The organism is Streptomyces sp. NBC_01384 (assembly GCF_045040035.1).
Lineage (GTDB): Bacteria > Actinomycetota > Actinomycetes > Streptomycetales > Streptomycetaceae > Streptomyces.
Map to the genome: position 1 here is coordinate 7,756,047 of NZ_CP109559.1, position 13,610 is coordinate 7,769,656.

9 protein-coding genes are annotated in these 13,610 nt (G+C 69.0%); 2 read left to right on the plus strand and 7 right to left on the minus strand.

Annotated features, from left to right (window positions below; genetic code table 11):
- Window positions 1-150 precede the first annotated feature (150 nt).
- The 7 genes from OG747_RS35290 to OG747_RS35320 form a co-directional block, all read right to left on the minus strand.
- On the minus strand, window positions 151-1,797 hold the full coding sequence (locus OG747_RS35290; RefSeq protein ID WP_405883402.1) for a glycoside hydrolase family 43 protein: 1,647 nt from the start codon (window positions 1,795-1,797) through the stop codon (window positions 151-153).
- On the minus strand, window positions 1,794-2,720 hold the full coding sequence (locus OG747_RS35295) for a carbohydrate ABC transporter permease (RefSeq protein WP_405883403.1): 927 nt from the start codon (window positions 2,718-2,720) through the stop codon (window positions 1,794-1,796). The genes OG747_RS35290 and OG747_RS35295 overlap by 4 nt, the downstream gene beginning before the upstream one ends.
- A complete protein-coding gene (locus OG747_RS35300; protein WP_405883404.1) occupies window positions 2,720-3,604 on the minus strand; it encodes a carbohydrate ABC transporter permease in 885 nt (294 codons plus the stop codon). Before OG747_RS35300 ends, OG747_RS35295 begins: the two co-directional genes overlap by 1 nt.
- An 11-nt stretch (window positions 3,605-3,615) precedes the next feature.
- The gene (locus OG747_RS35305; protein ID WP_405883405.1) at window positions 3,616-4,947 is read right to left on the minus strand and encodes an ABC transporter substrate-binding protein; all 1,332 of its coding nucleotides are present in this window, start codon (window positions 4,945-4,947) and stop codon (window positions 3,616-3,618) included.
- A gap of 391 nt (window positions 4,948-5,338) precedes the next feature.
- Entirely contained in the window at window positions 5,339-6,427 is a 1,089-nt protein-coding gene (locus OG747_RS35310; protein ID WP_405883406.1) for a LacI family DNA-binding transcriptional regulator, read from the minus strand.
- A gap of 150 nt (window positions 6,428-6,577) precedes the next feature.
- The gene (locus OG747_RS35315; protein ID WP_405883407.1) at window positions 6,578-7,591 is read right to left on the minus strand and encodes a hydroxyacid dehydrogenase; all 1,014 of its coding nucleotides are present in this window, start codon (window positions 7,589-7,591) and stop codon (window positions 6,578-6,580) included.
- A 406-nt stretch (window positions 7,592-7,997) separates the two neighbouring features.
- Entirely contained in the window at window positions 7,998-8,300 is a 303-nt protein-coding gene (locus tag OG747_RS35320) for a hypothetical protein (RefSeq protein ID WP_405883408.1), read from the minus strand.
- Window positions 8,301-8,635: 335 nt separating this feature from the next.
- Here OG747_RS35320 and OG747_RS35325 point away from each other — a divergent pair, with 335 nt between their 5' ends.
- A complete protein-coding gene (locus OG747_RS35325) occupies window positions 8,636-10,168 on the plus strand; it encodes a glycosyl hydrolase family 28 protein (RefSeq protein WP_405883409.1) in 1,533 nt (510 codons plus the stop codon).
- A 170-nt stretch (window positions 10,169-10,338) separates the two neighbouring features.
- The gene (locus OG747_RS35330) at window positions 10,339-13,584 is read left to right on the plus strand and encodes an alginate lyase family protein (protein WP_405885864.1); all 3,246 of its coding nucleotides are present in this window, start codon (window positions 10,339-10,341) and stop codon (window positions 13,582-13,584) included.
- Window positions 13,585-13,610: the final 26 nt, after the last annotated feature.

Genomic DNA, 13,610 nt, shown 5'->3' on the forward strand with positions numbered 1-13,610 from the left:
TTTCACGTCGCGCTGCTCACGCAAGGAGAGCCGAGCGACGTATGGTAAGCGCTTCCTACAGTAAGCCCGCCTCCATACGGGCGTGAAGAGGCGGGTATTCGCAGGATCACGCTGGCCAAAACTTTCGAAACATCGAACGCCGACGGGAGGTCACCCGGGCGTGCAGGTGAGCCGGAAGCCGGTGAAGTCGGCGGTGAAGGCGGCGTCGACGAGGTCGTGGGCGCGGATACCGGCGAACGCGCCGGTGAAACGCAGCCGGGATCCGTAGTCGTCGGACAGGCGGCTGAAGTCGAGCGGCGGCCCGATCGGCGTGCGCTCCCCGTCTCGCAGGTACCAGAACTGTGCGTCGGCGCCGTCGACGGTCACACCCAGGGTGACCGGACCACCCGTGTCGATGTCGTCGACTGCCACCTGCCGGGCGCCCTCCTCGTCGCGTTCCAGCAGACTGAGCACCGTGCGGCCGGTGCCCTTCCACTGCTGGCCACGCTGTGGCTCGCCCTCGGGCTCGGCCCAGGTCAGATCGAGCGTGAGATACGACGCGGTGTCGTACCAGAGCACCAGGCCCGCGGCCTGGGTGAAGGTGCGCGGCGCGGCCTCGACCGTGACCTCGGCCTCCGCGCGGTGCTCCGTGATCCGCTGGGCGAGCAGGCTCTGCTCCCACCGGGACTCCGGGCCCTGACGGCCGCGCAGTCGGATCCAGCCGGGACGGCCGCTGGTGTCGGCCCAGGACGGATCCGGGTATGCGCGCAGGGTGCTCCACGGCCAGGACAGCGCGTCGGTCATGGGTCCTGTCGTCGCGGGGCAGACGGGAATGTGACGACAGGGCCCAGCAGCCGGGGGCCGTGGGCCGGGGCGAGCGGGTACGTCGACCTCGACCGCCGGGTGCCGGCCGCCCTGGCGCAGCCGGGGCCAGCCGTCCGCGTCCCAGGTCACGCCCTGGATCGCGGTCTCGCGGCCGAGGGTGCAACGGGGTCCGTCCGGGGTCCGCAGCGGGCGGGCCGCCAGATGGCTCATGAACCACTCGCCGTCCGGCGTCTGGACCAGTTCCGCGTGCCCGGCCTTTTGCAACGGCACTTCAGGGGCGTCCCGGGCCGTCAGCAGGGGCCGGCTGTCGAGCTCGTACGGACCGGTCACGGTCCGGCTGCGCGCCACCAGCACGCCGTGCTCGAATCCCGTGCCGCCCTCCGCGAGCACGAGCAGGTACCAGCCGTCGCGCCGCAGCAACTTGGGCCCCTCGATGAGCCGTTCGTGCTGCAGCAGCAGGCGCGTGTCGCCGAGCGGGGCGAGGGTGTCGCGGTCGAGTTCGGTCAGCACGATCCCCGCGAAGCGCTTGCCGCCGGGACGGTGGTCGCTCTGCATGTTGAGCAGCCACAGCCGTCCCTCGTCGTGGAAGAGCGCGGGGTCGAAGCCATGGCTGGTGACGCGGCGCGGGGCGGTCCACTTCCCGGCCACGTCGGTGGCGGTGGTGACGTACGTGTCCAGGTCGAAGTAGACGGTGCCCACCGAGCGCACGATCGAGTAGACGATCCAGAACCGCTCGCCGTCCCAGCTCAGCGACGGCGCCCAGATGCCGCCCGAGTCGGGAACCCCGGCCAGCGAGTCCCCCGGGACCGCGCCTCGCACATGTCCCGCGTACTCCCAGTGCGCCAGGTCCCGGGACCGGTGGAGGGGGATGGTGGGGAACCACTCGAACGAGCTGGTGGCCACGTAGTACCACTCGCCGACCCGGATCAGCGAGGGGTCCGGGGCGAAGCCGCGGATGACGGGGTTGCGCGCCACGGTCCGGGGTGCGGTCATTTGAGGGCCCCCAGGGTGACACCGGTGCGCCAGTAGCGGCGCATCGCGACCATCATGATCGCCATCGGCACGATGGAGAGCAGCGCGCCGGTCAGGACGAGGCTCGTCAGGTCGATGCCGGACTCCAGCCGCTTGCCGGTCCAGTTGTACAGGCCGATGTTGAGGGTCCAGTTCTTCTCGCCGCGCAGCACGGTCAGCGGGAGGAAGAACGCGTTCCAGGTGTTGACGAAGGCGAGCAGGAACACGGTGGCGCCGCCTGTCGTCATCATCCGCAGCACGATGCTGAAGAAGATCCGCAGCTCCCCGGCACCGTCGAGGCGGGCCGCCTCCAGGAGTTCGAAGGGGATCGTGGCCTCGGTGTAGACCTTGGCCAGGTACACGCTGAACGGGTTGATCAGGCAGGGGATGAGCATGGCCCACGGGGTGTCGACCAGCCCGATCTCCGAGAACAGCAGGTACAGGGGGAGGGTCAGCAGGGCGAGCGGGATCAGAAACGATCCCACGACACATGCGAACACCACGCCTCGCCCCGGGAATTCGAAGCGGGCCAGGCCGTATCCGGTGGCGAGGGCGATCAGGGTGCCGCCGAGGGAGCCGACTCCCGCGTACAGGAAGGAGTTGGCGGTCCAGCGCAGGAAGATGCCGTCCTCGTAGGTGAACAGCTGGTGCAGGTTGTCCCACAGGTGCATGCCGGAGAACCACAGGCCGTTGCTCTGGTACAGCCCGGTCCGGTCCTTGGTGGCGGCGACGATCAGCCACCACACCGGGAAGAGGCTGTAGGCACTGGCCAGGATCAGACCGACCAGGAGGAAGCGCTGGCCACCCCGCCCGCGGGAGGCGTCGTCGGGGCGGGTGAGCCGACGGACGGGGCGGGCGGGGGGCCGCTTGGTGGTGTTCTCGCTCCGATGTTCCGTCAGCATCATCAGTCGACCTCCTTCGAAGTGAACCGGTAGAAGAGGAAGGAGGCGACGCCGAGGATGAGGGCGAGCAGCACCGACAGGGCCGCGGCGTAGTGGTAGTTGCCGGCGTTGAACGCCTGGTTGTAGATGATCATGATCGGGGTGAAGCTGTCGTCGACCGTCTGCGGTGTGACGTTCCTGAGCAGCGCGGGCTCGTTGAAGATCTGCAGCATCTGGATGATGGACAGCAGGCCGGTCAGTACCAGGGCTCCGCGCACGTACGGGATCTTGATGCTGCGCGCGATGCGCACCTCGGAGGCGCCGTCGAGGCGTGCGGCCTCGAACAGGTCGCGGGGCACGCCCTGGAGCGCCGAGTAGATGATCACCATGTTGTAGCCGATACCGTGCCAGGTGAGCAGGTTGCCGATGGACGGCCAGACCATCGAGGGCGCGAAGAAGTTCCAGTGGAAACCGAAGAGGTCGCCCAGCGATGTCAGCGGGCCCACCGTGGGGCTGTAGAGGTTGATCCACACGATGGCGGCGACCACACCGGGGATCATGTACGGGACCAGCAGCAGGATCCGGAACCTGCCGGCCGCCCGTGCGGTGAGCGCGTCCAGCAACAGGGCGAGCAGCAGGCTGACGGCGAGCATCACCGGGATCTGGACGCAGGCGAACAGGAACACCCGCAGGACGGAGTTCATGAACGCCGAATCGGTCAGGCCGTGCTGGTAGTTGTCCAGGCCGACGAACTTCTGCGTGGCGCCGCCGAGGCCGAGTCCGGACTGCTGTTCCAGGAACAGGGACTGGTAGACGGCGTAGCCGATCGGGACGAGATACAGGAAGACGAAGCCGAGCTGGAAGGGCACCGTGAAGGCGGCACCCTTCCAGCGCTGGGAGCGGATCATGCGGGGAGCCTTTAGTTCTTGACGCTGATGCCGCGGGACTTGAGGTCGCCCACCGTCCACTCCTGCATGTGGGCCAGCAGGTCGGTGACCTTCTGGTCCTTGTTGATGACCTTGGCCCAGCCGCTCTGCATCTCCGTGAACATCGCGGTCCAGTCCGGGCCGAAGGTCCAGTCGCCGGTGACCGTGTTCAGGCTGTCCGTCACGATCTTCTTGCCCGGCTCGTAGTTGTCCCCGAGCAGCTTGTCGGAGATGGCCTCGGCGACGTACGAGCCGCTGTCGGCCAGCGCGGGCATGACGCCGTTGCCGGTGGCCGGGCTCGCCATGGTCTTGACCGCGCCGGTGTCGGTGGACATCCACAGAGCCGCCTGGGCCGCCTGCTCCTGGTTCTTGCACTGCTTGGCGACCAGGGTCAGTCCGCCGCTCTGGTTGGTTCCGGCCGGGGTCTTGGCCGCCTCACCCTTGAAGGTCGGCCACGGGGACAGGGCCCACTTCCCGTTGGACTTCGTGAAGTTCTGGACCATGCCGGCCATCTGCCAGGTGGAGATCTGCCGGGTCGCCGTGCCGCCCTGGTCGTAGTTGCGCTGCACGGCCGCGTAGTCGGCGAAGGAGAGCTTGGAGTTCAGGTCGTTGTCGATGATCTCCTGGATCGTCTGCGCGGCCTTGAGGGTGCCCGTGTCCTGGAAGTTCACCTTCCACGCGTTGCCGTCGATGCTGTACCAGTGCGCCCCGGCCTGCATCGCGAGCACCTCGAGCGTGCTCGGGTCCTCACCGGCGTAGTTGGTGAGCTTGATGCCGTGCTTCTTCAGTACCTTCCCGGCGGCGATGAAGTCGTCCCACGTCGACGGAGCCTTCAGGCCGTACTTCTGGAAGATGTCGGTGCGGTAGATGGTGAAGGCGGGCGCCGAGCTGGTGGGAACGCCGTAGACCTTGCCCTGCACCTGGGCACCGGCCCAGGCGCCGGCGTTGAACTTGTCCTTGTCGGCCTCGACGTACCTGGTGATGTCGGCGAGGGCACCCTGCGAAACCCACGTGGTCACGTACTCGGCGGTGTTCTGCACCAGACAGGGGGCGTTACCGGCCTTGACGGCGTTGGTCAGCTGCTTCTGCATGGTCAGCTGGTCGGTGACCTTCGTGTACTTGAGCTTGATGTCCTTGTGGCTCGCGTTGAAGGCCTTGACGACGGCTTCCTGGCCGTTGGCCCAGCCCCAGAAGGGGAGGGTGACCGGACCGGAGGAGGACGAGTCTCCGGAACCGGATCCACCGCACGCGGTGAGCAGGCCGGTCAGCGCGAGACCCGCGACGGCGGCGTGGACGACTCTTCTGCGGGGGCTGATGGAGTTCATCTGACCGTGATCCTTCGGGAGGTTGGCGTTCTCAGAACGAGAGGACGGCGGCTCCGCGCCGGCCGGGAAACGGCGGCCGGAAAACCGTCGGGTCGGCTCGCGGTTGCGGGAGGTCGGGCCAAGCAGAAGCGGTAGTAAGCGGTTGCTGTGGACGGTAGGCCGAGCGGTCAGTCCCTAGCAAGAGGTCTGCCGAAAATTGTTACGCCGGGTTGTCCGTGGGGTTATCCGGAACGCTGCGGTGCACCCCGGTGCGCCCCGGTGCGAGAGGGAAAGTGCACAGGTGGGAGGCGCTTGGGCGATGGCCGCGCGGCCTTCTGCCCGCGCGGTGCACGCCCTTGATGAGCCGCGAAAACGCTGTGAAAACGCTTACGTAACGCTGCCGCGAAACACGCTAAGCCCGCTGTGCGGGTGGCTGGACGGAGTGCCGTACGACGACATGTGTACCCAGCACCAAGTGCTCGCCGTCGCCGCTCTTGCGGCGGCCGGCGCCGCCCTCTCGCCGGTCGGCCACCGCGCGCAGTGCGACGCGGCCCATCTCCTCGTACGGGACGTGCACGGTCGTCAGCTGCGGAGTGAGCTGGGAGGCCAGGGGGATGTCGTCGTAGCCGACGATCGAGACGTCCTCGGGCACTCTCTTCCCGGCCGTGCGCAGGGCCTGCATGGCACCCGCGGCGACCACGTCGGTCCCCGCGAGCACGGCTGTGAAGTCGAGTCCCCGCCGCAGGCCCTCCTCGACGGCGTCGTACCCATGCTCATAGCTGTACGGGCCGTGCAGCACCAGGTCCGGATCGAAGGGCACGCCGTACGCCTCGAAGGCCCGCCGGGCGCCTCTCAACCGGCCCTGCGCCGTGGTGAGTTCGGCAGGGCCCGGCAGTACCAGGACGCGGCGATGGCCCGCGGACAGCAGGTGGCTGGCCATGGCGTAGGCGCCGCCCTCGTTGTCGTAGTCGACCGTCGTGGCCGGTACGTCGCCCTCCAACGGCGGCCTGCCGACCAGTACGAGATGCGAGCCCGCCGCGTCGAGGGAGCGGGCGAACCGGGCCATTCTCAGCTGGTACTCGTCGAAGTCGTACGCGCCGCCGAGTAGGATCACCGCGGCGACGCCCTGCTGGCGCATGAGGTTCACCAGCGCGAGTTCCCGCTCCGGGTCGTCCCCGGTGGTGCCGACCAGCGAGAGCCAGCCGCGCAGTGAGGCGGCACCCTCGACTCCCTTGGCCACGTGCGCGAACGCGGCACCCGTGATGTTGTTGATGAGAATGGCCACCGTCGGCGTGCCGCCGCCGGCGAGGGAGCGGGCGTGGGCGTTGGTGACGTAGTCCAGGTCCCGTACGACCTTCATCACGCGTCGGCGCAGTTCGTCCGAGACCGGATAGTTGCCGGACAGGACGCGCGAGACGCTGGCGACGGAGACGCCCGCTCGTTCCGCCACGTCCCGGATGGTGGCCCGGCCGGCGTCGCCCGATGCCTTGCGCTGACTCACCGTAGCGGCTCCTTCGCCGTAGCGACTCCTTGACCGGACGTGCCGGGGGGACGCCCCTTCCGGTGCCGAAACCGTATCCCATCGTTTCTTCGAGGTAAGAACCTGATCAGGCGGGTCGTCGTCGGCGCGGGACGCAGGCGACACCGGGACTCAGGCGACACGGGTCAGATCCGCGTGACGTACCTCATGGGCCGGCGGCAGGCCCGCGGCCAGGCGTTCCAGCTCCTCGACGACGATGCCGCCAAGGCGTGCCAGCTCGTTGCCGAGCGAGCCGGCGATGTGCGGGGTGAGGAAGACGTTGGGCAGTCCGTACAACGGGGATCCGGCGGGCAGCGGCTCGGGTTCGGTGACGTCCAGCACCGCACTCAACCGGCCGGAGAGCAACTCGTCGGTGAGCGCGACGGGGTCTACCAGGGCTCCGCGGGAGGTGTTGATCAGTACGCCGCCGTCCCTGATGAGCGCGAGCCGGTCGCGATCGAGCATCCGATGGGTCTCGGGGATGTCGGGGGCGTGCAGGCTGACGATGTCGCTGGTGCCCAACAGGTTCTCCAGTGACAGCGGTTCGGCCCCCAGCGCGGCCGCTTCGGTGGCGCCCACATAGGGGTCGTACAGCGAGACGGCGAGGTCGAACGGCCGCAGCAGTTCCAGCAGCCGGCGGCCCACGCGGGAGGCGCCGATGATCCCCACCCGGCGGCCGAGATTGCCCGTGTCTGCGGTCTCGGCGGGGGAGGGGTGGGCATGGGTGCCGCGGAAGCGCTCGCGGTGCGCGAAGGTGTCCTTTCCGCAGAGAAGGATCATGGCGAGCGTGTACTCCGCGACCGGTAGCGCGTTACCGGTCACCGCGCTGGCGACGGTGACTCCGCCCTGCCACAGGGCCTCGCCGACCAGCGACCGGACGGAGCCCGCGGCGTGCAGGACGGTGTGCAGCCGGGGTGCCGCGGCCAGGACCTTCGCGTCGAGGTGGGGGCAACCCCACCCGGTGATCAGTACCTCGGCCCGGGACAACGCGTCCGCCGCCGCCGGATCGGCGAAGTCCTGGACGACGAGCGCGGGGTCGAGGTCGGCCGCCTGCTGGAGCCGTGCCAGGAGTGGCGGAGGGAAGAGCAGGGGCAGGTGCACCGGATCCATGGCGAACACGACCCTCGGCAACTGGGCGCTGGGCATGACTCTCCTGAGGCGCTGGGAAACATTTTCAGAAAGCGCCTTCTACCGTAGATCCGGCAGGAAGTTCGGGTCAATCGTGTGGGACGGAGAGCCGAGTGCCGATGCCGGTGGAGCTGTCCGGCTGTATGCGCCCATGTCACGGCGGGGCGGAGCGGCACAGTCGGGGGTCGCGCGGATTTGGGGCGGTCCGTGCTTGTGCCGCTGGTGTGATCCCTGATTCGACTCTGGGTCGAAAACGGTTACTTGGCGTTCTCTGTCGGTGAGTCGGTGAGTCGGTGAGTCGGTGAGTCGGTGAGTCGTTCGGAGGCTCGGTCGCTTTGTGTGTAGGCCGCGGCCACGGCCCTGCTCTCCGGTTGCTCGCAGACGTCCACGAGGATGCGGTGCGGGGGTGCGGCCGCGGTTTACGTCAGACGGCCCTTCCCTTCCCGGCCATGCGGTTGAGCGCGGCGGCCAGGCCGGGTGTCTCACTGAGCACGAGCGTGGCGTCGCCGAGGGCCTGTTGTGAAAGTCCCGTCGTCCGCCCGAAGGGCGGTGCACCGATGCGTGCACCGATGCGTGCACCGAGTCTCAACTGGGCTGATACGAGGCCCGCTTCACGAGCACGGTCGGTTACCCGGAAGCAACCGGTTTCCGGCGCGGCCGTCGAGAGAGCCTCAGGTTCCTCGTCGAGCGTGTCGATCAGGCCGCGTCCCATCAGCTCGCCCACCATCGTCGAGACCGTGGTCCGGGACACCCCCCGTCCGACGTGTCAACTCGGCACGGTGCAAGGGTTCTTGAGTGAGAAGCAGGTCAATGATCTGCTCTTCGTTCGACCGCCGCAGGCCGCGCGGCAACTCTCCGGCCCTCTGGCGCATGTCGCTGAGGCTGCCCATTGTTTTCGAAAGTTCGTCAAGGCTCTTGACGCGGTTTCCGGACCGGAAGAAGCTCTGCCCCGTCGCGCAACAACCGGTTGCCAAGCCAATCGGTCCGCGATCGAAAGGCCGATTCGTGGTCGAAAAGCTCCCCTTTGTTCACCCTCTTGTTCGCCCTCGCGAGGAGTCATTGATGAACACGCCGCTGTCCCGCCGTACCGCCCTCCAGGCGGCCGGCGCCACCGTGCTCGCCGCCGGTCTGTCCGGTCTGACGGCCACGACGGCCCGGGCCGACGCGACGGACGACGACCGCTGCGCGCCGAAGCTGGTCACCTACCCGCGTCCGTCCGCCATGCCGACCAACACCAGCTTCAAGGTGCGGGTCCGCGTCGCCCCCGACGGCGAGTGGGGGACCCTCGACATCTACCGGCCGCAGCTGGAGGAGATCAACCCCACCACCGGGTCGGGCAAGGTCTACAACACGTCGATGGCGTACTTCGACTTCCGGGGCTCCGTCGAGATAGAGGTCACCTACCTCAAGGGCGGCACCACCAAGGCCCGGGTGAGACCGGACGCCCTCGGCATCACCCCCGAACTGCTCGGTGACACCCTCCGCTTCACCTTGGACGAGCCGCGTGACGTCGTCGTCCAGATCAACGACGAGATCTTCGACGCGCTGCACCTGATCACCAACCACATCGACCCCCACCAGCCCGCCGCCGACGATCCGGACGTCATCTACTTCGGCCCCGGCGTGCACAGCGTCACCGGCAACGTCCTCACCGTTCCGAGCGGCAAGACCGTCTATCTGGCGGGCGGCGCCGTCCTGACCGCGCAGGTCTTCTTCAAGGACGTGGAGAAGGCCTGCCTCAGGGGCCACGGCATGCTGTACGCCGGCCCGGGTGGCGTCCTGTGTGAGGGCAGCAAGAACATCGGCGTCCAGGACGTCATCATCATGAACCCGAACGGATATGCGGGCACCTTCGCCGAGAGCGAGAACGTCCACATCAAGAAGGCGCGCTCGTTCAGCTCGAAGGGCAACGGCGACGGCTTCGACGTCTTCTCCTCCACCGGCGTCGTCTTCGACGGCTGCTTCATGCGCAACTCCGACGACTGCATCGCCATCTACGCCCACCGCTGGAACTACTACGGCGACACCCGCGACATCACGGTCCAGAACTGCACCCTGTGGGCCGACGTCGCCCACCCGATCAACGTCGGCACGCATGGCAACACCGACGCCCCCGAGGTGCTGGAGAACCTGGTCTTCAAGAACCTCGACATCCTCGACCACCGTGAGCCCCAGATGGGCTACCAGGGTTGCATCGCCCTCAACCCCGGCGACTCCAACCTCATCAAGAACGTGTTTATCGAGGACGTCCGCATCGAGGACTTCCGCTGGGGCCAGGTGATCCACATGCGGGTCATGTACAACACCAAGTACAACACCTCGGTCGGCCGCGGCATCGAGGGCGTCTACGTCAAGAACCTCTCCTACACGGGTACGCATGCGGGCCCGTCGCTCTTCCTCGGCTACGACGCCGACCACGCCATCAAGAACGTCACCTTCGAGAACCTGGTGATCAACGGCACGGTCATCGCCGACTCGATGAAGAAGCCCAAGTGGTACGCGACCACCGACGCGGTGCAGTGGTACTACAACGAGCACGTCCTGAATCTCACGTTCCTCACCACCGCCGAGGCCGAGGCGGCCGCTGCGTCATGACGATCCCCGCACCTGGGACCCGCCCGGCGGATCTTGCCGGGGTCGAGGGGGCATGTGACCAGGCACCGTCGCCCGAGTCCGGCCCGATCCGCCGGACAGGCCCCAGCCGCCGGGGCTTCCTCGGCGCTGCCGCGGCCCTGCTGCCGGTGTCGGGCGCGAGCGGACTGCTCGTGCCCGGCCGGGCGCAGGCCCAGGAGAACACCGGGGCCCCGGCCTTCGCCCACCCCGGGCTGCTGCACAGCGCCGACGACCTCGCCCGGATGAAGGCCGCGATCGCCGCGAAGGAATCACCCGTCTACGACGGCTACCTGGCGCTCGCCGCCCACGCGCGCTCCTCGGCGTCGTACGCCGTGCAGAACACCGGCCAGATCACCTCCTGGGGCCGCGGCCCCGCCAACTTCATGAACCAGGCGGTCGCCGACTCGGCCGCCGCCTACCAGAATGCCCACATCTGGGCCGTCACCGGCGACCGCGCGCACGCCGACAAGGCCCGCGACATCCTCAACGCCTGGTCCGTCTCGCTCACCGCCATCACCGGAGCCGACGGCCCACTCGGCGCCGGGCTGCAGGCCTTCAAGTTCGTCAACGCGGCCGAGCTGCTCCGCCACACCGGCTACGACGGCTGGACGGACGCCGACATCGCGCGCTGCGAGGAGTCCTTCCTCACCGTCTGGTATCCGGCCCTCTCCGGCTACATGCTCTACGCCAACGGCAACTGGGATCTGACGTCCCTTCAATCCATCCTGGCCATCGGCGTGTTCTGCGAGGAGCGCACGCTCTTCGAGGACGCCCTCCGCTTCGCGGCGGCGGGCGCGGGCAACGGCAGCGTCCCGCACCGTGTCGTCACCGACGCCGGACAGGGCCAGGAGAGCGGCCGCGACCAGGGCCACGAACAGCTCGCGGCCGGCCTGCTCGCGGACGCCGCCCAGGTCGCCTGGAACCAGGGCGTCGACCTGTGGGGCCACGACGGCCACCGTATCCTCGCCAACTTCGAGTACGCCGCCCGCTACAACCTCGGCGGCGACGTCCCCTTCGTCCCCGACCTCGACCGCACCGGCAAGTACGTCAAGAAGACCGTCTCTGCCACCGGGCGCGGCACCCTGCCACCGATCTACGAGATGGCGTACGCGCACTACGCCGGCGTCCGCGGCCTCGACGCCCCGTACACGAAGAGCGCCGTCTTCCGCGGCACCGGCGGCGCCCGCGTCGTCGAGGGCAGCAACGACGACCTGCCCAGCTGGGGCACCTTCGCCTACGCCGGCGCGAGTGCACCCTCGCCGACCGTGCCGACGGCTCCGGCGGGCGTCACGGCGGTGGGCGACGACAGGACCGTCACCGTGACCTGGCTGCCGTCCGCATGGGCCGCCACCTACACGGTCCGGCGGGCCACCTCCGTCGAGGGCCCGTACCAGGAGGTCGCGTCCGGCGTCGACAAACCGACGTACACCGACAGCGACGCACACGCCGGCCGGACGTACTTCTACACGGTCTCCGCCGCCAACTCCCAGGGAGACAGCGGCAGTTCGACCTGGTCCGCAGCCACCGCCGGTCTGCCCGAACCCTGGTCGACCCGGGACGTCGGAGAGGTGCGGATCCCCGGCGCCGCCGTCTTCGACGGCGAACGGTTCGTGCTGGAGGCGTCCGGCACCGCCGACACCTACCGCCTGGCGCACCTTCCGCTGCACGGCGACGGCACGGTCACCGCACGGATCGTGTGGCCGCTCAGCTCGCAGTACTCCAAGATCGGCGTCACCGTCCGCGCCTCCCTCGACGCGGACGCGGCACACGCCGCCATGCTGATCCAGGGGCTGCCGCTGCACACCTGGAGCGGCGTGTGGACCGTACGCCCACAGGCCGGGATGTCCGTCTCCGCCACCGGGAGCACGCCCGTGCCTGCCTCCCAGCAGCAGGCGATCACCACCGGCGCGTCCTTCCCGATCTCTGACCTCGGCGAGCTGCCGGAGTCGGCCACACCGCTGGAAGCGCCGTATGTCGAGGGTGCGGGCGACGGCTACCGGCTGTGGGCGCCGTACTGGGTTCGGGTGACCCGCAGGGGCCCCCGCTGTACCGGGGCCATCTCTGCGGACGGCATCCGGTGGACCGAAGTCGGGTCCACAGAGATCGAGTTGGGGCACACCGCCTACGCGGGCCTGGCTCTGACCTCCTGCCTCGGCGTCGACGAGGACTACGCCGAGACCGGCACCGGCGCCTTCGACAACGTCAGCGTGACCTCCCCGTACGGCGAAGTCTGGTCCGTGCCCCGCCCCAGCCGCGCCGCGACCGACCTGCGGGCCGCCACCGGTGCCGACGCCGTCGAGCTGGCCTGGACCGACCCGGACCCCGCGGCCCGGTACACGGTGCTGCGCTCCACGCACGACGGCGGTCCCTACGAGACCCTCGCCTCCCGCGTCGGCCCGGTCGGCTTCGGCACCCGCCTGCGGTACGCGGACGCGACCGGGACGCCCGGAACGACGTATCACTACGCGGTCGCGAAGACGAACACCGGCGGCCGCGGTCCGCGTTCGGCGCGCACGCCCGCCGTGATGCCGACGCCGGCCAAGCCCGAACTCACCTCCCCGAATGCCGCGTTCGCGGGCCAGGGCGTCGCCTTCCGTCATCTGCTGCGGGCCTCGCACGAGCCCGTACGGTTCACCGCGGACGGCCTGCCCGACGGGCTCCGCGTCGACCGGCGCACCGGCCTCGTCTCCGGAACTCCCACCCGGACAGGTGAGTTCACCATCATCACGACCGCGGGCAACGCGTCCGGGACCGCCTCCGGCACCCTGACTCTCACGGTGGGCACGCCGCCACCCGCCCCGTGGACGTACGGCGACCTCGGCGACGTCGTCCTCGACGACCGGGACTTCGGCACCCTCGGCGTGGTGGCGATCCGTACCCCCGGCAGTACCGCGTACGACGGGGGAACCTTCACGGTCCGCGGCGCCGGGGTCGACCTGAACGTCAACGGCCAGGGGATGACAGGCCAGTTCGTACGACAGCCCGTCACCGGCGACTGTGAGATCACCACCCGACTCGTCTCGCGTACCGGCGCCGGTGCCGACCGCGTGGGGGTGCTCATGGCCAAGTCCCTGTCGCCGTTCGACCAGGCGGCCGGGGTGATCGTCACGGGCGGAACCACCGCACAGCTCATGCTCCGCAAGACCGTGGCGGGTACCTCCGCCTTCTCGGGCACCGCCGCGGTCACCCTCCCCGGCCTGCTGCGACTGAAGCGCGCCGGGACCGCCTTCAGCGCGGCCGTCTCCACCGACGACGGCGCCACCTGGACCCCCCTCGCCGCGGGAGAGATCCCCGGCTTCGGTGACGCCCTCTACCACGTGGGCCTCGTGGTCTGCTCACGCAGCCCCCTGGTCCGCAGCACCACCGAGTTCGAAGAGGTGAGCATCACCCCCCTCTAGATCCACCACTGGATTGGAGCTGAACC

Bases quoted from the DNA above. Each gene is read 5' to 3' on its own strand.
- OG747_RS35290 (WP_405883402.1), bottom strand. From the start codon at position 1,797: ATGACCGCACCCCGGACCGTGGCGCGCAACCCCGTCATCCGCGGCTTC.
- OG747_RS35295 (WP_405883403.1), bottom strand. From the start codon at position 2,720: ATGATGCTGACGGAACATCGGAGCGAGAACACCACCAAGCGGCCCCCC.
- OG747_RS35300 (WP_405883404.1), bottom strand. From the start codon at position 3,604: ATGATCCGCTCCCAGCGCTGGAAGGGTGCCGCCTTCACGGTGCCCTTC.
- OG747_RS35305 (WP_405883405.1), bottom strand. From the start codon at position 4,947: ATGAACTCCATCAGCCCCCGCAGAAGAGTCGTCCACGCCGCCGTCGCG.
- OG747_RS35315 (WP_405883407.1), bottom strand. From the start codon at position 7,591: ATGCCCAGCGCCCAGTTGCCGAGGGTCGTGTTCGCCATGGATCCGGTG.
- OG747_RS35320 (WP_405883408.1), bottom strand. From the start codon at position 8,300: ATGGTGGGCGAGCTGATGGGACGCGGCCTGATCGACACGCTCGACGAG.
- OG747_RS35325 (WP_405883409.1), top strand. From the start codon at position 8,636: ATGAACACGCCGCTGTCCCGCCGTACCGCCCTCCAGGCGGCCGGCGCC.